This is a genomic window from Paenarthrobacter nicotinovorans, from assembly GCF_007670255.1.
Lineage (GTDB): Bacteria > Actinomycetota > Actinomycetes > Actinomycetales > Micrococcaceae > Arthrobacter > Arthrobacter nicotinovorans_B.
In genome coordinates, this window is record NZ_SZVS01000002.1 from 1 (window position 1) to 18,424 (window position 18,424).

The 18,424-nt window shown below is 64.7% G+C and carries 19 protein-coding genes; 11 read left to right on the plus strand and 8 right to left on the minus strand.

Annotation, left to right across the window (positions count from 1 at the left end; all coding sequences use genetic code 11):
• Positions 1 to 68: 68 nt before the first annotated feature.
• From FDP28_RS02850 to FDP28_RS20950, 3 genes are all read right to left on the minus strand, one after another.
• Positions 69 to 866, minus strand: coding sequence for a DeoR/GlpR family DNA-binding transcription regulator (locus FDP28_RS02850; RefSeq protein ID WP_144659110.1), 798 nt, complete (start codon positions 864 to 866; stop codon positions 69 to 71).
• A gap of 147 nt (positions 867 to 1,013) precedes the next feature.
• Positions 1,014 to 3,059: an acetate--CoA ligase gene (gene acs, locus FDP28_RS02855; RefSeq protein WP_144659648.1), complete on the minus strand. Its 2,046-nt coding sequence runs from the start codon at positions 3,057 to 3,059 to the stop codon at positions 1,014 to 1,016.
• A 551-nt stretch (positions 3,060 to 3,610) separates the two neighbouring features.
• Complete coding sequence (locus tag FDP28_RS20950; RefSeq protein WP_397320723.1) at positions 3,611 to 4,072, minus strand: hypothetical protein; 462 nt, start codon at positions 4,070 to 4,072, stop codon at positions 3,611 to 3,613.
• Positions 4,073 to 4,387: 315 nt separating this feature from the next.
• Between FDP28_RS20950 and FDP28_RS20955 the strand changes: the two genes are divergently transcribed.
• The 3 genes from FDP28_RS20955 to FDP28_RS02870 are packed head-to-tail and all read left to right on the plus strand — an operon-like array spanning position 4,388 to position 6,482.
• Entirely contained in the window at positions 4,388 to 5,002 is a 615-nt protein-coding gene (locus tag FDP28_RS20955) for a hypothetical protein (protein WP_397320725.1), read from the plus strand.
• Between the two features lie 11 nt (positions 5,003 to 5,013).
• The gene (gene nth / locus FDP28_RS02865; protein ID WP_144659112.1) at positions 5,014 to 5,808 is read left to right on the plus strand and encodes an endonuclease III; all 795 of its coding nucleotides are present in this window, start codon (positions 5,014 to 5,016) and stop codon (positions 5,806 to 5,808) included.
• Positions 5,805 to 6,482, plus strand: a complete 678-nt coding sequence (locus tag FDP28_RS02870) for an NUDIX hydrolase (protein ID WP_144659113.1) — start codon at positions 5,805 to 5,807, stop codon at positions 6,480 to 6,482. The genes nth and FDP28_RS02870 overlap by 4 nt, the downstream gene beginning before the upstream one ends.
• A 21-nt stretch (positions 6,483 to 6,503) precedes the next feature.
• Here FDP28_RS02870 and FDP28_RS02875 read toward each other — a convergent pair whose 3' ends face one another.
• On the minus strand, positions 6,504 to 6,704 hold the full coding sequence (locus tag FDP28_RS02875; RefSeq protein ID WP_144659114.1) for a YegP family protein: 201 nt from the start codon (positions 6,702 to 6,704) through the stop codon (positions 6,504 to 6,506).
• A gap of 172 nt (positions 6,705 to 6,876) precedes the next feature.
• The gene (locus FDP28_RS02880) at positions 6,877 to 8,565 is read right to left on the minus strand and encodes a bifunctional 3'-5' exonuclease/DNA polymerase (RefSeq protein WP_144659115.1); all 1,689 of its coding nucleotides are present in this window, start codon (positions 8,563 to 8,565) and stop codon (positions 6,877 to 6,879) included.
• 190 nt (positions 8,566 to 8,755) lie between these two features.
• Between FDP28_RS02880 and ssd the strand changes: the two genes are divergently transcribed.
• The 7 genes from ssd to FDP28_RS02915 all read left to right on the plus strand — a co-directional run bounded on the left by ssd (position 8,756) and on the right by FDP28_RS02915 (position 13,683).
• Positions 8,756 to 9,874, plus strand: a complete 1,119-nt coding sequence (gene ssd, locus FDP28_RS02885) for a septum site-determining protein Ssd (protein ID WP_186313489.1) — start codon at positions 8,756 to 8,758, stop codon at positions 9,872 to 9,874.
• A complete protein-coding gene (locus tag FDP28_RS02890; RefSeq protein WP_144659116.1) occupies positions 9,871 to 11,064 on the plus strand; it encodes a TadA family conjugal transfer-associated ATPase in 1,194 nt (397 codons plus the stop codon). The genes ssd and FDP28_RS02890 overlap by 4 nt, the downstream gene beginning before the upstream one ends.
• The gene (locus FDP28_RS02895) at positions 11,019 to 11,870 is read left to right on the plus strand and encodes a type II secretion system F family protein (protein WP_397320729.1); all 852 of its coding nucleotides are present in this window, start codon (positions 11,019 to 11,021) and stop codon (positions 11,868 to 11,870) included. The genes FDP28_RS02890 and FDP28_RS02895 overlap by 46 nt, the downstream gene beginning before the upstream one ends.
• Complete coding sequence (locus FDP28_RS02900; protein WP_144659117.1) at positions 11,870 to 12,457, plus strand: type II secretion system F family protein; 588 nt, start codon at positions 11,870 to 11,872, stop codon at positions 12,455 to 12,457. Before FDP28_RS02895 ends, FDP28_RS02900 begins: the two co-directional genes overlap by 1 nt.
• A gap of 331 nt (positions 12,458 to 12,788) precedes the next feature.
• Positions 12,789 to 12,941, plus strand: a complete 153-nt coding sequence (locus tag FDP28_RS20960; protein ID WP_397320732.1) for a DUF4244 domain-containing protein — start codon at positions 12,789 to 12,791, stop codon at positions 12,939 to 12,941.
• Positions 12,942 to 12,997: 56 nt separating this feature from the next.
• Entirely contained in the window at positions 12,998 to 13,324 is a 327-nt protein-coding gene (locus FDP28_RS02910) for a TadE family type IV pilus minor pilin (protein WP_397320734.1), read from the plus strand.
• A complete protein-coding gene (locus FDP28_RS02915; RefSeq protein ID WP_144659119.1) occupies positions 13,321 to 13,683 on the plus strand; it encodes an Rv3654c family TadE-like protein in 363 nt (120 codons plus the stop codon). Before FDP28_RS02910 ends, FDP28_RS02915 begins: the two co-directional genes overlap by 4 nt.
• A gap of 11 nt (positions 13,684 to 13,694) precedes the next feature.
• Here the strand turns inward: FDP28_RS02915 and FDP28_RS02920 are convergent, their stop codons facing one another.
• Together FDP28_RS02920 and FDP28_RS02925 are read right to left on the minus strand one after the other, a co-directional pair.
• A complete protein-coding gene (locus FDP28_RS02920) occupies positions 13,695 to 16,037 on the minus strand; it encodes a DEAD/DEAH box helicase (protein ID WP_144659120.1) in 2,343 nt (780 codons plus the stop codon).
• 84 nt (positions 16,038 to 16,121) lie between these two features.
• Positions 16,122 to 16,817, minus strand: a complete 696-nt coding sequence (locus tag FDP28_RS02925) for a GNAT family N-acetyltransferase (RefSeq protein ID WP_186313490.1) — start codon at positions 16,815 to 16,817, stop codon at positions 16,122 to 16,124.
• A gap of 127 nt (positions 16,818 to 16,944) precedes the next feature.
• On the opposite strand from FDP28_RS02925, the gene trhO reads away from it, so the two are divergent.
• Positions 16,945 to 17,841 carry an oxygen-dependent tRNA uridine(34) hydroxylase TrhO gene (trhO, locus tag FDP28_RS02930; RefSeq protein WP_144659122.1) on the plus strand — a complete coding sequence of 299 codons (897 nt, stop codon included), beginning with the start codon at positions 16,945 to 16,947 and terminating at the stop codon, positions 17,839 to 17,841.
• A gap of 8 nt (positions 17,842 to 17,849) precedes the next feature.
• Here trhO and FDP28_RS02935 read toward each other — a convergent pair whose 3' ends face one another.
• On the minus strand, positions 17,850 to 18,377 hold the full coding sequence (locus FDP28_RS02935) for a hypothetical protein (RefSeq protein WP_144659123.1): 528 nt from the start codon (positions 18,375 to 18,377) through the stop codon (positions 17,850 to 17,852).
• Positions 18,378 to 18,424 lie beyond the last annotated feature (47 nt).

Genomic DNA, 18,424 nt, shown 5'->3' on the forward strand with positions numbered 1-18,424 from the left:
AAAAGGAAGCGACCCCGGACACAAACCGAGGCCGCTTCCCCACGCCCATTGACAAAAGAAACTACATATTAGTTGGGGACGGCGTCGGCGATCCTGAGCCTGGCCACGTTCTCCTCCAGCACCCTGCGCGCGTCATCGCCCAGCAAGGAATCCGTGATGAGCTCGTCAGCCTCTTCCAGCGCGGCGATCGAGGCAATGCCAACCACGCCCCACTTGCTGTGGTCGGCAAGGACCACGGTGCTTCGTGCCGAGGACATGAAGGCGCGGTCTGTCTCGGCTTCGAGCAGGTTCGGGGTGGTGAAGCCGGCCTGTGCGTCCATGCCATGCACCCCCAGGAAGAGGACATCGAGGTGCAGCTGTTTCAACGATGCCGTGGCGATCGGCCCCACCAAGGCATCGGAGGGGGTGCGCTCGCCGCCAATCAGGATGACGGTGGAACCGAACCGCCCCGGACCGGAGGACGCGCCGTGGTGGAACAGGTCCGCGATCCGCACCGAGTTGGTCACCACGGTGATCCGGGGACCGTTGACGAGTTCCTTGGCCAACGCCCAGGTGGTGGTCCCTGCGCCCAAACCAATGGCCATGCCCTCCTGGACCATGGAGGCAGCTTCCACCGCGATCGCATGTTTCTCGGCCGTGAGCTGGGTCGATTTCAGCTCGAAGCCGGGTTCATGCGTGCTGGCGTCACCGGGCAGCTTGGCTCCGCCGTGGATGCGTTCCACTCTGCCGGTTTCCTCGAGGGCCTCGATGTCGCGCCGCACGGTCATGGGGGAGACGCCCAGCAAGTGGGCGAGGTCGGAGACCCGTACCACGCGCTCGCGCTGGACGGCTTCGATGATGGCGGAGTGGCGTGCTGCCTGAAGCATCAGGGCCTTTCTGGGAACCTCGTCAAACATGGGGCTGGGTCTGGCACCAGTCTAGGCCGAGGTCCCCGTAAATAAGCGCTAAATACACGACGACGCCGCCCACCCCGGGAGGCGAGCGGCGTCGTCGTGCGTTTGGACCCGGTGACGCTACTTACGCAGCGATTCCGCGATCTGGGTCATGATGCCGGGGTCTGCCAGGGTGGTGGCGTCGCCGGTATCGCGGCCTTCTGCGATGTCCTTCAGGAGGCGGCGGACGATCTTGCCCGAGCGCGTTTTGGGCAGTTCCGGAACGATCAGCAGCTGCTTCGGCTTGGCGATCGGGCCGATTTCCTTGCCCACGTGGTTGCGCAGTTCCAGCACGGTTTCGTCACCGTTGTTTACGGCGTCGCCGCGGAGGATGACGAACGCGACGACGGCCTGGCCGGTGGTCTCGTCGGCGGCACCGACCACCGCTGCTTCGGCGACGGACGGGTGGCTCACCAGGGCGGATTCGATCTCGGTGGTCGAGAGGCGGTGGCCGGAGACGTTCATGACGTCATCCACGCGGCCCAGGAGCCAAACATCGCCGTCTTCATCCTTCTTGGCGCCGTCACCTGCGAAGTACATGGCCTCGAACCGGGACCAGTAGGTGTCCTTGAAACGCTCGGGGTCGCCCCAGATGCCACGGAGCATGGAGGGCCACGGCTCGCGGACCACCAGGTAGCCGCCTTCGCCGTTGGCCACCGAAGCGCCGTTCTCGTCCACGACGTCCACGGCGATCCCGGGAAGCGGGACCTGGGCCGAGCCGGGCTTGGTGGCGGTGACGCCGGGAAGCGGTGCGATCATCTGGGCGCCGGTTTCGGTCTGCCACCACGTGTCCACGATCGGCGCGGGGTGTTCCTTCTTCCCACCGTTCTTGCCGGCGTTTCCGCCGATGACGTCCCGGTACCACATCCAAGCCTCGGGGTTGATGGATTCGCCCACGGAGCCAAGAACGCGGATGGAGGAGAGGTCGTACTTGTCCGGGATGTCACGGCCCCACTTCATGAACGTGCGGATGGCGGTGGGAGCGGTGTAGAGGATGGAGACCTTGTACTTCTCCACGATTTCCCACCAACGGCCCTGGTGCGGTGAGTCCGGGGTGCCTTCGTACATGACCTGGGTGGCCCCGTTGACGAGGGGCGCGTAGGTGACGTACGAGTGGCCGGTGACCCATCCGACGTCGGCGGTGCACCAGTACACGTCCGTTTCCGGGTGGAGGTCGAACACGGACTTGTGTGTGTAGGCGCCCTGGGTGAGGTAGCCGCCGGTGGTGTGCAGGATGCCCTTGGGCTTTCCGGTGGTGCCCGAGGTGTAGAGGATGAAAAGCGGGTGCTCGGAGTCATGTCCGACGGCGGTGTGCTCGGTTCCAGCGACGCCCACGGTGTCGTCCCACCACAGGTCGCGGCCCTCGACCCAGTTGACGTCCTCCCCGTTGCGCTTGACCACGACCACGTTCTGGACTGTGTGGCCTTCTTTGCTGAGGGCTTCGTCCACGGCCGGCTTCAGCGGGGACGGCTTGCCGCGGCGGTAGGTGCCATCGGCGGTGACCACGAGCTTGGCTTCGGCGTCCTCGACCCGGGAGCGCAAGGCGTCGGCCGAGAAGCCGCCGAAAACTACGGAGTGCACAGCGCCGATCCGAGCGCAGGCCAGGAGCGTGATAACGGCCTCGGGAATCATGGGCAGGTACACGGCCACGCGGTCGCCCTTGGCCACGCCCAGGGCTTCGAACGCATTCGCGGCCTTCTTGACCTCTTCGGTCAGTTCCGCGTAGGTGTAGCTGCGGGTGTCGCCGGGTTCACCCTCGAAGTAGATGGCAACGCGGTCGCCCAGGCCGTTTTCGACGTGGCGGTCCAAGGCGTTGTAGGCGGCGTTGATTTCTCCGCCCACAAACCACTTGGCGAAGGGCGGGTTGGACCAATCCAGGGTTTCGGTGAAGTCCTTGCTCCACGTCAGCAGCTCACGGGCCTGCTTCGCCCAGAACGCGGGGCGGTCGGCTTCGGCCTCTTTGTAGGCGTCCGCTGTTGCTACGGCGTTCGCGGCGAACTCGGCCGAAGGCGCAAACTTGCGGTTCTCGTGAAGGAGGTTTTCAAGGGCCTCTACGTGGGGGGCCTGACCGTTCTGAGCCGTTGCAGCTGCAGCGGTGGCCGTGGATCCGGTGGTGTCCTGGGACATGGTGAACCTCATCATTCATCGATCTTTGCTGCGCGGAGCCCGCCGTTAGGTCCGCAGAGTACTGTCCGCCTTCCACACTATCGCCTCGAGACGTCCTACGTGTGCGTGGTCACAAACGCGGCAGCGAGCGGCACATTTTTAGCGCCGAATGGCACCTTGGGCGGCTGGGAAACGCTTACATGACGTACGACGCCGGTCCGCGCCCAGCGCTCTCAGCAGCCAAAACCGGTGCTGCTTTCTGTAAGCAACCTTGGAGTTCGCTGTGGGCGATGCCGTATGGCCGTTTTCGGCTAGAAGGCTGTCAGGGGGGTGGCATAGGCTGAAGAGGTCTTGGGACGCACCCCCAGGCGTGTCCGGCGATCCTGCGGAATCCCGTGGAAATCACTGGACCGGACTGCCCAAGACGCCGCCGTACAAAGGAGAAATACATGAACCAGCTGAGCCCAGGACCGCACGACTCACAGCCGACGGGACCGGACACCACGGCTGGAACGGCCACTGGACCAGATGGCAAAGCTGCTGCCAGCCCTGCGCAATCAACGCCTGCAGCATCAGGAAAAAGCGATGCCACAACCGGTGGCGCCACCAAGTTCGACGCCGTGGCCGGGCCCTTCACCATCCGGGACCTCACCGTCTTTGGTTCCACGCTCCTGATGTTTGTCGCGTCCCTTTTGCCCATGTTCGGCTCCCGCTACAACCTCTGGAACCTCGGCAACCTGTTCTTCCTGCTGCTCGGAATCATCCTGCCGTTGGTCGTGGTGGCGCTCTTCGTCGCCCGCCGCTTGCAGCCGGGAACCATCGTCCGCGTCGGTTCGCTGTCCGTTGACCAATTCGCCTCCGTCACGGCATCCTTTGCCTTCCCTTTGTTCTTCCTGACCATCGCCAATTCGTTCAATGGGAGCGTCCTTCTGGGCTTGGTTGGTTCCGTGGGCCTGCTTGCCGCGACCGTCCTTGCCCCACACCTTCCCTTCCTCTCCGCCGACTTCAAGGGACGTGCCGAGACTCCGGCCCATGTGGTTGCCCGCGAAGCAGCCGTGCCCAGCCGCAAGCCTGCTGCTCCCAAAGCGCCGAAGGCACCTAAAGCGCCAAAAGCTCCCAACGCGAACACGTCGACCTCCACGCCAGGTGCCACCTTCGGTGCTTCCGGCGGGGGATCCTTCAGCGCCGGCACCTCGGGTGCGGGCGCGGGCTTCCCCGGAGCCTCTGCTGCTTACCCGGCTGCCGGCACTGCAACCGGTGCAACCGCAGCCGCCCCTTCCCCCGCTGCCCCGGGCGCAACCGCAGCCAGTGCAACCGCCCCCGGCGCAGCTGCTGCCAGTGCCACCAGCGTGGGCGCACCCAGCCCCTTCGCTCCGCCAGCCAGCTACGGAAGCGAGCCGTCGCAGGCAACGGAAGCTCCCGCCGTCGTGCATTCTGCGGACAGCAAGCTCCCCGGCGAGCCAGCCGGTCAGGAACCTGTCGCAGGGAGCTCGGGTGCGGGCGCCTCGGCTGCGGTACCGGCAACTGAACGGGAGGGCTCTGCCAAGGATGCGCAGCCCGCTGAAGCTCCTGCAGCAGCACCGTCCGCTGCTGCAGAGCCGGCCACCACGCAGCATGCCCAGCAGCCTGCCGCCCAGCAGCCCGCTGCCCAGCAGCCATGGGCAGCCACCATGGCAACCCCGATCGTCTCCGGCGACACCCGCAGGGTCAGCGACACCATCGGTGCCACGGTCGATCCCGCGAGCCGCCCCGAGGAGTCCGATGCGCCGCAGTATGAGGCGTTCTGGTTCGCGGTAGCCCAGCCGCGCACTGCCTACGACGAACGCACGGGCGCCCCGTCCTTCACCATCGAACCCGGTGGCTGGGTGCTCGCACTCGAAGACCGGGGCCATGAGTTCCTGGTCCAGGACACCGACGGCAAGCTGGGGGTTCTTCGGGAGCTCAGCAACATCGAACGCGGCTAGGACGGGACGACGTGGCCATCGCCGAAGCTGGTTCACTGCTCGCACTCAAGCGCCGGGCCCGCAAGATCAACAGGGTCCTCGCGGAAAAGTATCCGTACGCGCACGCGGAGCTGGACTTCACGAATCCCTTCGAACTGGTGGTGGCCACGGTCCTGTCCGCCCAGACCACGGACGTGATGGTCAACCAGGTCACCAAGATCCTGTTTGCCCGCTACCCCGATGCCCGGGCCATGGCCGAGGCCGACCCCGCTGAGCTGGAGGTGATTCTTCAGCCCACCGGCTTTTTCAGGGCCAAGGCCCGGAACGTACTGGCGCTCAGCACGCGGCTGGTGGATGAATACGACGGCGAGGTCCCCGGCAGGCTCGAGGACCTGGTGACGCTGCCCGGCGTCGGACGCAAAACGGCGAATGTTGTGCTGGGCAACGCCTTCGGAGTTCCCGGCATCACGGTGGACACTCACTTTGGACGCTTGGCCCGAAGGTTCGGCTGGACCACTTCGGACGACCCCGTAAAAATCGAGTTCGATGTAGCCGAACTGTTTGAACCGCGGGACTGGACCATGTTGTCGCACCGGGTGGTGTTCCACGGACGCCGGGTGTGCCATTCCCGGAAGCCGGCCTGTGGCGCATGCCCGGTGGCCAGCCTGTGCCCGAGCTACGGTGAAGGCGAAACAGATCCCGTCAAAGCCGCCAAACTGCTCAAATACGAGCTCGCCCCGGGCAACGAGGAACTGCTGGAAAAGCTGCTGGCCGAGACACACCGCGCCGCCGAGATCCGGATGGAATCGCAAAGGAGGCCCGGGTGACCGCGCTTGAGGAACTGACCGCCTTGGTGACAAGGTTCCAGGCCGGTCAGCAGGAGCACTCCGCCCTCTGGGACATGCTCCCCGTCACGGCCGAGACCAACCGTGCAGCTGCGGTGCTCATGCTCTTTGGCGTTCTTGACGACGTCCCCGCGGAGTCGGGCCGCCCCATCGCTCCGGCCGACCTTGACGTCCTGCTCCTGGAACGCGCCCACACCTTGGACGACCACCCGGGGCAAGTGGCCTTTCCGGGCGGCAGCGTGGACCCCGAGGACGAGTCCGTGGTGGCCGCTGCCCTGCGTGAAGCGGTGGAAGAAACAGGGCTGGATGCCAATGGTGTGCGCGTCCTTGGAGTTATCCCCGAGCTTGGACTCATTCGCAGCAACTTCCGCGTGACCCCGGTATTGGCGTGGTGGGATGCTCCGTCCCCGGTCCGAGTGGTGGACTACGCCGAATCCGCGCAGGTTTTCCGGGTTCCTGTCCGCGACCTCCTGGACCCTGCCAACCGGGTCACGGCCACGATTTCCCGCTTCGGGCGCACCTATACGAGCCCGGGGTTCACCATCAACGGCGTGGTGGTGTGGGGCTTTACGGGAATGGTCCTCAGCGGCCTTTTCGACGAGCTGGGGTGGACCGTTCCTTGGGATCGGGCCAAACTCCACGACATCGACCTCTGACGACGCCGCCGGTGGGACCGTTCAGGCGGCCTTGCGGGCCGCCGTCGAACGATCCACGATCAGCCCCGTTGCCGCGTTTTCCCGAACGGCCTCGATCCCGGCCACAACGCCGTCCAGGTGTGGGAATGTTGGCGACTCCGCCACCACAGTCCCATCGGCGGCCGTGAGCCGGAACCGGTACCCCTGACCGTTGTCAGAGAGAATTTCAAACCTGCCTGCCATGCTTCCCCCTTATGATGCTTCCTTGCATGCCCCGGTGGACTGATAAGTCCACTTACCTAGTGAAAATATAGGGAAGCGGCGGCGAACCAAAGTCGCCCGTCATCCGCAGGTCATGGCACCTCATCCGGCGAGATGTGACTGGAAAGTCTGCACGCTTGCCGCTAATGTGCGGCTATTTCGCCTTGTCATAAGAGTCGACGACGGCCACACTCACCGGAAATTCCACGGGAATCGGTCCGAACATCAAGTCCTTGGCTGCAGCGGCGGACTCTTCGATGGCCCTGATGCACGCATCCACGGCGTCATCGGGGGCGTGGACCATGACTTCATCGTGCAGGAAGAAGACGAGTTCCCCTGATGGTGCGCCTTCGGCACGCATGGTCCGCAACCGGCGTCGTAATTCCGCGAGCCAGCACGCTGCCCACTCAGCTGCCGAGCCCTGGACCACAAAGTTCCTGGTGAAGCGTCCGCGGGAGCGGGCCAGGTTGTCGGCCCGGCGTTGCTCCTCCGCAGTGGTTGATTGTTGGCTCCGGAGCCAACCGGCCGACGGCGGCGGGCTGCTTCGTCCGAGCCGCGTGGTGACAGTCCTGCCGGCTTCGCCTTCCCGCGCAGCCTGTTCCACGTACCCCACAGCGCGGGGATAAGTGCGTGCCAGTTGTGGCATGAGCCTGCCGGATTCGCCGGTGGTGGCACCGTAGATGGCTCCCAGCAGCGCGACTTTCGCTTTAGCCCGGTCGCCGCCGAACCCCTGGGCGGCGATGCCGGCGTAGAGGTCCTTGTCGCGGGCAGCCTCAGCCATCTTGGTGTCCTGGGCCAAGGCCACCAGAACCCGCGGTTCAAGCTGCGAGGCGTCAGCGACGATCAGCTTGTGGCCCGGGTCCGCGTGCACCGCCGCACGGATGTTGCGGGGAATTTGCAGGGCGCCGCCCCCGCGCGAGGCCCAACGGCCCGACACCACGCCACCCACCACATATTCCGGGTGGAAGCGCCCGTCCCGCACCCACGCGTCCAGCCACGCCCAGCCGTTGGCGGTGTGGAGGCGGGAGAGTTTCTTGTAGGCGAGCAGGGGCTGGATGGCGGGATGCTTCGACTCCTGGAGCTCCCACTGCCGCGTACTCTTCACCTCGATGCCGTTGCGATGGAGCGCCCGCATGAGGTCCTGCGGCGAATCGGGGTTCAGGCCCGGGGAGTTGAGGATGGTCCGGAGCTCAGTGCAGAGCCCTTCCAAAGCCGGAGGCCTGTTGCCGGGGGCCGGACGTGGGCCAAGGACATCAGCGAGGATCTGCTGGTGCAATTCTTCCCGCCAGGGAACGCCGGCGTGCTGCATTTCGACGGCGATGATCGCGCACGCCGACTCAGCAGCGAGCAACAACTGGAGCCTCTGCCTGCGCTGCTGGTCGCTGCCGACCTGTGCCAGCGCCTCTTGCTGGGCCGCGAATTCCGCTTTCAGTTCCGCCAGGCCTGCCTTGGGATCCGACGGCGTGGGGTCCTCAAACAGCGCGCCTTGATCCGCGGAGGGCGGTGGCGGCTGAAGGATGCGGGGTGGGGTGTCGTCGTCCTGGGTGAGGTGAACCGCGTTCCGGGCGTAGTCCGTGTGGGCAGTGAATTCCGAATGTGCCAGTATCGCTCCGCAGAGCGCCAGGTCATGGCACCGCTCCAGCTCGATGCCGTGGTCCAGCAGTCCCGGATACCAGTCCTGGGCGCGGTGCCACACCCAGCGTGGCCGCTGGGTTTCGAGCTCACGGACGACGCCGGGCAACTCACCACGGGTGACGACGCGGGCGTCCGCAGTAGCTTTTCCTGCAGGAGAGATCCTCTGTATGGCTGCGCCGTCCGGGTGGGCGGCAAGCAGCAAGTACATGCGTCCCATTCTGCCCTGTTGGAAGGACTGCTGCTGTGCACTCTTCAGCCCGGGACGTGCCGGGAACGGCGGCCTGTGGCGCCTGACTAGTCCTCCACAAGCCGTTCCCGGCTGCAAAGGGGCGGGCTTTTTGCACATACGGTCCTTTGGGGGCTTATCCGGGCTTGGGGGGTTGGGCGAGGGTGTTGTCATGAGCAAGCGAATTCGTCGGCACAGGCAACCCATCGGCCAGCCCGAAGAAGGGGATCCGGGCGGCTACTGGCTGCCGCGGGAGGCATCAGGGGTGCTCCTGGTTTCGGCGGACCCCTACCTTCAAGAGGAAGCAAAGCGGATAGTGGCCGCGGCAGGAGGAACTCTTCGAACCGCTGAAGGCGTCAGCGAGGCCGTCCACGGATGGGACAGCGCAGATGTTGTCTTGGTGGGCAGTGATGTCCGGGAACTGCCGCCACGTCGGCGGGCGCCTTCGGTGTTGCTGGGCAAGGCCAGCGATGGAGACGGACTATGGCGCATGGCCGCCGCACTGGGAGCAGAGCGCGTGGCAGTCCTTCCCGACGCCGCCTCCTGGCTTGCCGAACACTTGACCATGTCGGGTTCACCCGATCCCGGTGGGACGGTGACGGGGATCGTGGGTGGCTGCGGCGGTGCGGGGGCATCAACGGCCGCCATTTGGCTTGCCCAGGCCGCGGCCTCCCAAGGAGTCAGCACGCTTCTCATCGACGGCGACCCATGGGGAGGTGGACTGGAACTTGCTGTCACTGATGAGCCGGTTCCGGGTCTCCGGTGGCCGGACTTCCAGGAAAGCAGGGGAAGCATGGATCCTGTCCAATTCAGGGATTCCCTGCCGGTCGCTGGTGGTTTCACGTACTTGTCTTGGCCTGGCACCCGTGAGCCCGTACAAAGTCCGGATGCCGGTGCCATTGCTGCCATCATGGACGCTGCACGCCGGGCGTTCGAGCTCACCTTCGTGGACCTCGGACGGAGCAGTGAGGGCGTGGGAAGACTTTCATGGGACTGCGACAATCTGTTGCTGCTGACAACCGCTCACTTGAGGTCGGCCGTAGCTTCTGCCCGGATCCTGGACGAGCTCCCGCCAGTAGACACTGGCCTGCTGGTGCGCGGCAGCAACGCTTCGCAGGTACAGCCGACTTTCATCGCGGAATCGCTCGGGATCCCGCTGGTCGGGGTGGTTCCCGAGGTACGCGGCGTGGCAGCCGGGACGGAACTGGGCAGGCTGCTGGAACTGGGCCGCCGTAAGGACATCAGCCGCCTCACTGGGAGCGTACTGGAGCTGCACGGAGCCCACCGATGAGCAGGTTCCGTGAAGGGCCGCGCCGCCAGCAGGCACCAAAGCTCGACACGGTGCTACTTGAAACAGTCCGCGAATCGGTCCTGGCTGGCCGGGGACCGGTCACGCCGTCCACCGTGGCGGCAGCCATCCAAGCCAGCGGCAGGTTGCTGGGGACCGCCGGTGCCCTGGAAGCTGCAGAGTCCATCAACGCCGAACTGAGTGGGCTGGGCCCACTGCAACAACTGGCCCAAGACCCCTCTGTTACCGATATCTTCGTCAACGCGCCGGACTCGGTGTGGTTCGACCGCGGGCGGGGTCTGGAACGCAGTTCGGTACGGTTCGACGCTGAGCACCATGTCAGGTCCCTTGCATCACGGCTGGTAGCCGCAGGAGGACGCCGGTTGGACGATGGTTCGCCCTGCGTCGATGTCCGGCTCAAAGGCGGCTACCGCATCCATGCCGTGCTCGCCCCCATCTCGACTGCAGGGACCCTCCTGTCCATCCGCATACGCCGTGAAGAAGTGTTTACTTTGTCCGAGCTGAGGTCAGGCGGAATGTTCTCCGAAAGGATCGAGGCAGTTCTCCGGGCCATCATTGAGCGGAGGCTGACCTTCCTGATCAGTGGCGCAACGGGCTCAGGAAAAACCACCCTCCTGTCCACCATGCTGGGCCTTAGCGATCAGGACGAGCGATTGGTCCTGATCGAGGACGCCGCCGAACTCAACCCGGTCCACCCACACGTGGTCTGCCTTGAATCACGCCACGGGAATCTGGAAGGCGAAGGCAGCGTGGACCTGGCTGAACTGGTCCGGCAGGCGCTGCGCATGCGGCCCGATCGGCTGATCGTTGGAGAATGTCGCGGCGCCGAGGTCAGGGAATTGCTGACGGCGCTGAACACGGGGCATACCGGAGGCGGGGCCACCATCCACGCCAACACAGCCGAAGCGGTACCAGCACGACTCGTGGCCCTCGGTGCGCTCGCGGGCTTGAACGCCGAGGCCGTTCAGTTGCAGGTCTCCTCTGCCCTGGACGCAGTCATCCATGTGGCCAGGACCCAGGCGGGGCGACGAGTGACGTCCATCGGGATGATGCTCCAGACCCCCAAAGGTCCGGAAGTAGTGGCCGCGCTGACCTTGGGCCCCGCCGGCATTGTGGAAGGACCGGCATGGCTGGAGTTGTCCAGGCGCCTTTTCCCGGAGCTGCAGCCATGATGAGCATCATGGTTCTCGTCCTGGCCTATGCGGCGTGGCTGCAGTTCCGGGGCGACGAGGCGGGCCGTCGTCGCAGGACACGAAGCCTGGGCAAGCCGGGGGACCCCGGTTCCCGTCCGCCCAGGGCAGCCCCGGCCCAAAGATTGCTGCGACGCCGTTCTCCCGAGCCGCTCAAACTCGTGGTCCTCGTTCAGCAGTTGGCCGCCCTCCTGCGCGGCGGGCGCGGCACGTCGGCACTGTGGGAAGAATTGTGGCTTGTCCATGATCCGCGATCCGCGGGCGAACCTGCCGCGCAGACCGGAGCCGGCCGTGGAACGGGTTCCCTGCCCCTTCGGTCAACCCTTTCCGCTGAGTCCTTGAAGGTGCTGGGCGCAGCACGGGCCGCCTCCACGTTGGGGAATTCTCCCGCTGAGGCGATCCGCCGGACAGCAGCGCAAACTTACCCACCGCGCGGGAGTTCCGAACGGAGGGTGTGGATGGAACTGGCTGCCTGCATGGACGTTGCCGAAGCGAGCGGTTGTCCGCTCGCGGATCTCCTGACCCGGTTCGCTGCACAGCTCGAAGCTGAGGAAGACGCCGAAGCTGCCCGCCAAACCGCGCTCGCAGGTCCGAAGGCCACTGTTCGGCTGCTGTCATGGCTTCCCTTGTTCGGCTTGGTCCTCGGCATGATCCTGGGTGTGGACCCCCTGGGAATCCTGCTGGGAAACCCTTGGGGCGTTGCCACCTTTGCCGCCGGACTTTTGCTCACAGTTGCCGGACGTATCTGGTCCTCAACATTGGTCGCTGCCGCAGCGGGAGGCAACTGATGGCGGGAGCCGGGGTCCTGGTGATGGTGGGAATCCTGGCCCTTGCGGCGTTCGTCGCTTTCGCTGTCCCCACCAGGGCGAGCTTGTTCCTTGCCGCCCGCCCCGGGTCGTCGGGGACCAGCGGCGCTTCGGGTAGTGCGGGCACTTCCGTGGACGGCCTTCGCGATCCGGCGATGATGCTGGAGCTCGTGGCTTGCATGCTGGACGCCGGCGCCGGAATCGGGAGGTCATTGGACCTGCTCGCTGGAGCAGCGTCGCCTCCCATCAGCCAGTCACTGCGACCTGTCGCCGGTGCATTGGCCATTGGCACCGACTGGGAAACTGCCTGGCGCACGCCTGCACAGCACACACCTGAGGTCTTGCGGCTGAAGGAAGCACTTGCCTTCGCTGCGCTCACAGGAGCACCGTCGGCCTCGATCCTGTACGCCCAAGCCGCCAGGGAACGGCGCGAAAGCTTCAGGGCCGCTGAAAAGCGTGCGGCTGCCTTGGGCGTGAAGCTCGTGGTGCCGTTGGGTCTTTGCTCTTTGCCGGCCTTCATCTGCCTGGGCATTGTTCCAGTGCTGATCGCCATGCTGCCTTCGGCCTGAACTCTGCTCCACCGCACGACCTGCACTCTTCCTCCACATTGGGCCTTTTGAACGGGTTATCCACTTGCACGAATCGCATACTTTCAGCCCCTGCCGGACCACGGAAGAGTCGAATCAGCCAGATACCGCTGGCACCCCTAGAAAGGAATCCACCGTGTTATCAACATTCACTCCACCTGCTGCCGGGTCGGTCACCCGCCACGTCTCGTCCCTGCCCACCACTGCCGGAGCCGAATCACGTCAGGCCATGGTGGCGGTCCGGGGCCCGGAGGGTGGGAACGAGCCCGTGAGGCGGCGGAGTCGGCCCCGGACAAGACCCCGGAGACTGCTCATGGGTTCGGAGTCGGGCATGGCCACCGCGGAGTACGCAATCACCACTCTGGCCGCAGTTGGTTTGGCCGGTTTGCTGGTGGTCATCCTCCGCAGCGAAGAAGTCCGCGGCTTCCTGCTCAACGTGATCCGTACGGCCCTGTCCTTGCCATGACGGAGGTGCTGCTTGTCCGCAGGATGGCCGCCCCGAAACGTCGGGAGGGCGGAGCCGTGACTGCCGAGTTCGCTGTCGCGTTGCCGGCTGCGGTTCTGTTGCTGGCTTTCCTGCTGGCAGGCGGCGCTGCGGGCATCACCCAGTTGCGGTTGGAGGAGGCGGCCAGGGCCGGTGCCCGGGCTTCCGCGCGGGGCGAAACGCCAGCTGTTGTGCAGGGGACCGTCACGCGGCTGGCCGGGGAAGGCGCCAGTTCATCGCTGACAGCCGACGGCGGCTGGCTTACGGTCACTGCTTCATCACCGGTCGGGGGAGCCATGGGGTCACTGATCCCTTGGAGATTGACGGCGTCGGCGTCCGCCCGCGCAGAGGCAGGAACACCGTGATCCGGCGATCGGTCAGTTTCAACAGCGAGCGCGGCTCCGGATCGGTGCTTGCCCTGGCGCTGGGAGCCGTGGTCATGGCCCTCTTGGTCGGCGTGCTGTTTTTGGCGCAGGCTGGGGTGATGGCCTCACGCGCCGCGTCTGCTGCCGATCTTGCCGCCCTCGCAGGCGCAGATGCCGCCCGTGGGCTGACCTCGGGAGAGCCGTGTGCCGTGGTGTCGGAGGTGCTCGGACATCACAATGCAACGCTCAGCTCTTGCGTGGTGACCGGCGGCGAGGTGGTAGAGGTCGTGACGGAACTGGCCTATCCGTTCAGCTGGGGCGTTGCTACGGGACATGCCAAGGCGGGGCCACCGCCGTGAGCGCCGGGTGCTTAGACAGCATCCTTGAGCAGGACGCCAAGGAGGGTGATGGCGGCTGCCTTGTCCAGAGGATTGTTCTTGTTCCCGCATTTGGGCGACTGGACACAGGACGGGCAGCCGGCTTCACACTCACAGGCTTTGATGGCGTCCCGGGTGGCGGTCAACCAGGTTTTCGCTTTCTCGAAGCCCCGCTCCGCGAAGCCGGCGCCACCGGGATGTCCGTCGTAGACAAAAATCGTCGGTACGCCGGTATCAGCATGCAGGGCTGTGGAGACACCTCCAATGTCCCACCGGTCGCTTGATGCCACCAAGGGCAGGAGCCCTATGGCCGCGTGCTCTGCCGCATGGAGGGCTCCGGGGAACTCGGCCTCCACCAGGCCGGCTCCATGCAGTGATCTGTTGTCCACCACGAACCAGACCGCCTTGGTGAACAGATCACGGGCACCCAGATCCAAGGGTTCTTCGCCAAGGATCTCGTTTGAAATCAACGCCTTACGCTGAAAGGACACAACTTGGGTGGTCACTTTGACGTCGCCAAAGTGAACTGTGATGTCTCCCCACTGAACCGAGCGCGTGGTCTCAAGAACCTCGATCTGCGTCACATCCCGTGCAGTGGTGTAGAAGTCGGGGTTCACCCGCCGCACCATGACGCAATGGTCGGTCTCGTTGAGATCTTCCACCAGGTAGCTGTCGCCCTGATGGACATAAATGGCGCCCGTGTGGGCTTGGTAATGCGTCTGCGGCGAGTCCATCGTTCCCAGGAGGGAACCGGTCTCGGCGTCCACGATGCTCACCGGGCCGCCGCCATCAGCCCGCAGGTTCACCATTCCTGCGGCACTTTCGGGGTGGGTCCAGAACCACCCGGCGGGTCGCTTGCGCAGATACCCCTGTGTCACCAGGCGATCAAGCAATCCCTCTGCAGTGGGACCGAACAGATCGAGCTCGGCCGGGCCAATGGGCAGCTCGGCGGCCGCTGCGCACAGGTGTGGTCCCAGGACGTAAGGGTTGCCGGGATCGAAGACGGTGGCTTCCACGGACACGTCGAAGATGGCCTCCGGGTGGTTCACCAGGTAGGTGTCCAGGGGATCGTCGCTGGCGACAAAGGCGGCAATTGCGTCCTGCCCGGCCCGTCCTGCCCGGCCAATCTGTTGGAACAAGGAAGCGCGGGTGCCCGGCCAACCGGCCACCAGCACAGCATCCAGCCCCGAGATATCGATGCCGAGTTCCAGGGCAGAGGTGCTCGAAACTCCAAGCAACTGACCGGACCTGAGGGCTTGTTCCAAGGCTCGCCGTTCTTCGGGCAGATAGCCGGATCTGTAGGCTGCCACCCGCCCAGGAAGGCTGGGGTCAACCTCGTCCAGAAGCCGCTTGGTGATGGAAGCGATGGACTCCGCCCCGCGCCGGGACTTGATGAAGGCGATGGTGCGGATCCGCGAAGACACGAGGTTGGCCAGGATGTCGGCCGTTTCTGCGACTGCTGTCCGGCGCTGTTTAGCGCCGTTTTCGCCCTTGATGTCGGTCAGCGCGGGTTCCCAGAACGCTACTGTGGTGGACCCGTGCGGGGAGCAATCCTCGGACACTTCACGGACGGGCGCACCAATGAGGCGACCAAAGGAAACAGCGGGATCGGACGCGGTGGCCGAGGCCGCGATGAACACCGGCTCGGGGAAGGAAGTCCCTGCACCGTAGTAGGCACAAATCCGGCGCAAGCGTCGCATGAGGTTTGCCACATGCGATCCGAAGACCCCACGGTAGCTGTGTGCTTCGTCCACGATCACGTATCGCAACCTTCGGAAGAACCTTGCCCACCACGTGTGGTTCGGAAGGATTCCAAAGTGCAGCATGTCAGGGTTTGCCAGGATGAAATTGGCGTGGTCCCGGATCCAGCGCCGGGAGGCGGGATCAGTATCGCCGTCGTAGGTTTCGGCACGGACAGTCGGGAGGTTCAGCGCCCTGATGGCTGCCAGTTGGTCAGCGGCCAACGCTTTGGTGGGCGAGAGATAAAGGGTGACGGCGCCGTCGTCGTGGATTTTTCCGGGGTCGGACAAGACACGCAACTCGGAACGATGGATCGCATCCAGTGCCGGCAACTGATAGGCCAGGGACTTTCCCGAAGCTGTCCCGGTGGCAATGACAACGTGCTGGCCGTCATGGGCGATGTCGGCGGCCTGGATCTGGTGCCGGTACGGTTCGTGGATGCCCAGTGTCCCGTAGCTGGCCACGACATCCGGGTGTACCCAAGCCGGCCAGGGCTCGCTGACCGCTTTCCGGGCCGGGATGGTGTGGACATGGCGCAGTTGCTCAGGGTCCGGGGTCCGGCCCAGCAGGGAGATCAACGAATGAGGTGCAGCCACCAAATCATTCTGTCACCCTGCAGGGACGCCCGATGGCGGCACCCAAGGGAACCGCCGTCGACCAGGGCCGCACAACGGCGGAAGCTACGCCACGGAGAGGTCGGAACCTTCCGCGCCGCTGACGGACATCATGAGGACGTGGCAGACAACGTCCCAGCCCAAGTGCGAGTACAGCTTTTGGCCGTCGAGGGATGCAAGGAGGAGGCCGTTTTCGACGTCGTGCGAGAAAGCCTGCGCGGCCAAGGCTTTCATGATGAAGCTGCCCAGACCGCGACGCTGGAACCCCGGCTCGGTGACGATCTTGTCAAACACGGCGGTCCCGTCCACCACGTAGACCCTGCCGCTTGCAGCCACCTGCTCGCCGGCGTGCACTACTGCGTGATGGACTCCATTGGATTCGGAGGTGGCAAGTTCGAGGTCGTCGTCGGGGAGCCAGGGGTCCTCGGCGTCCTGGGTTTCCATGTCGACGATCATCATGGTTTGCGAAGCGGAGGTCACGGTCAGCCCATGTTGTTCGGCAAGGTATTTGTACCGTTGGACGTCATTGGTGAGGATGGTCAGGATCCGGCTGGAGGATTCTGCGGTCTTGCCGGCCAGTGCGGCGAACTCGTCGTCGGAGGGATCATAGGCGAAGTACTCCCAGTCACCGGTTTTGTCGGCGCGAAAAGCCGCAGGGAAACGGCCCTCCTGGCGTGACTCGTAGCCCCGGCAGCCGGACCAGCCGGCCACCCAGACTTCCAAAAGGTGCGCAATGTCTTCAACCAAGGCGTCTGGACTCATGTAGAGAGAGTATGCCAGCGCTCCCTGAAGGAACAGAGCGATGTCAACGGAAGAATCTTTGCTTATGGAATTGTGACGTGGGCTATCTCCCGCACCTGCGTTTTACTGCACCAAGTACCCTTTAACAGTGGCTTTGAACCGAATTGTGCTCTTCTATGGCTTTACCCCGATCGCTGATCCCGACGCCGTGCGTCTATGGCAGCGTGCCCTCTGCGAAAAGCTTGGCCTCAAGGGCAGGATCCTTATTTCCAAGGACGGCATCAACGCCACCGTGGGCGGCGAGCTGAACAACATGAAGCAGTACGTGAAGACCACCAGGGAGTACAAGGGGTTCCACGGCATCGACTTCAAATGGTCCGAAGGCGGAGCAGATGATTTCCCGCGGCTCAGCGTCAAGGTCCGCGACGAGATAGTGTCCTTCGGCGCACCGGGCGAGTTGAAGGTTGACGCGAATGGCGTCGTCGGCGGGGGCAAGCACCTCCAGCCCGAAGAACTTCACGCCCTGGTTGATGCCAAGAAGTCCAACGGCGAAGACATCGTGTTCTTCGACGGCCGCAACGCGTTCGAGGCACAGATCGGCAAATTCAAGGACGCCATCGTCCCGGATGTGGACACCACCCATGACTTCATCAAGGAACTCGACTCCGGCAAATACGACGACCTCAAGGACAAACCTGTGGTCACGTACTGCACAGGGGGAATCCGTTGTGAGGTGCTCTCCAGCCTGATGGTCAACCGGGGCTTCAAAGAGGTCTACCAGCTTGATGGCGGCATTGTCCGCTATGGAGAAACCTTCAGGGACCAAGGCCTGTGGGAAGGCTCCCTGTATGTGTTCGACAAGCGCATGCACGTCGAATTCAGCGACGAAGCCAAGACCATCGGCGAGTGCGTGAGGTGCGCGGCGCCCACCAGCAAATTCGAGAACTGCTCCAATCCCAGCTGCCGCACGCTGACCCTTTACTGCGCCGAATGCGCGTCAAGCCCGGAGACCCTCCGCTGCCCCGGTGGCTGCGAAGCTGTCTGAGACAGGGTTCAAAGCCTGCTGACGCGGTAGGCAAAGTTGGCATCCGACCCCGCCCCCACGGTGATGGAAAGCACTGCGTCCTTGTCCAGCTGGACTACGCTGACCCGCGCGTTGGCGCATCCGAGGGTAAGGTCGATAAGTTCTGCCTCTCCCAGTTTCACCGCGAACTTCACCCGGCGTGTACCCCGGCACGCCAAGGTCACCGCGTAGGTGCCACCCGGCAGCACCACTGTTTGCTCAGTCTTTGACTCGCCTGCGGCCAGATAGCCGTTGCTTGAATAAAACGACTGCCCCTGCGATTCGGGCAAGGACGCGGCCGCCCACTCATCCAGGGCCTGCCCGGTGACGGTTTCCAACAAGGCAGGATCCGGTGGCAGGACTACGTTCGCCGCGGTCGAGGTAGCGCTGGGCTCACCGCGACCGCCGTCCTCATACGTATATTCGCAAGCAGCCACGCTTCCGCAGAGCATCAAGAGTACGACGGCGGTCCTCGCCAGCCGCTGTACCGTTACGGAGGGAGCTGCCTTGCTGCCCATGAACTGACTTTACGCCGCTGCGGGCCCTGGCTGAAGGCCGCGTTGGC

Bases quoted from the DNA above. Each gene is read 5' to 3' on its own strand.
- FDP28_RS02850 (WP_144659110.1), bottom strand. From the start codon at position 866: ATGCTTCAGGCAGCACGCCACTCCGCCATCATCGAAGCCGTCCAGCGC.
- acs (WP_144659648.1), bottom strand. From the start codon at position 3,059: ATGTCCCAGGACACCACCGGATCCACGGCCACCGCTGCAGCTGCAACG.
- FDP28_RS20950 (WP_397320723.1), bottom strand. From the start codon at position 4,072: ATGGGCCGGAGTCTCGGCACGTCCCTTGAAGTCGGCGGAGAGGAAGGG.
- FDP28_RS02875 (WP_144659114.1), bottom strand. From the start codon at position 6,704: ATGGCAGGCAGGTTTGAAATTCTCTCTGACAACGGTCAGGGGTACCGG.
- FDP28_RS02880 (WP_144659115.1), bottom strand. From the start codon at position 8,565: ATGTACTTGCTGCTTGCCGCCCACCCGGACGGCGCAGCCATACAGAGG.
- ssd (WP_186313489.1), top strand. From the start codon at position 8,756: ATGAGCAAGCGAATTCGTCGGCACAGGCAACCCATCGGCCAGCCCGAA.
- FDP28_RS02890 (WP_144659116.1), top strand. From the start codon at position 9,871: ATGAGCAGGTTCCGTGAAGGGCCGCGCCGCCAGCAGGCACCAAAGCTC.
- FDP28_RS02895 (WP_397320729.1), top strand. From the start codon at position 11,019: ATGGCTGGAGTTGTCCAGGCGCCTTTTCCCGGAGCTGCAGCCATGATG.
- FDP28_RS02900 (WP_144659117.1), top strand. From the start codon at position 11,870: ATGGCGGGAGCCGGGGTCCTGGTGATGGTGGGAATCCTGGCCCTTGCG.
- FDP28_RS20960 (WP_397320732.1), top strand. From the start codon at position 12,789: ATGGGTTCGGAGTCGGGCATGGCCACCGCGGAGTACGCAATCACCACT.
- FDP28_RS02925 (WP_186313490.1), bottom strand. From the start codon at position 16,817: ATGAGTCCAGACGCCTTGGTTGAAGACATTGCGCACCTTTTGGAAGTC.
- FDP28_RS02935 (WP_144659123.1), bottom strand. From the start codon at position 18,377: ATGGGCAGCAAGGCAGCTCCCTCCGTAACGGTACAGCGGCTGGCGAGG.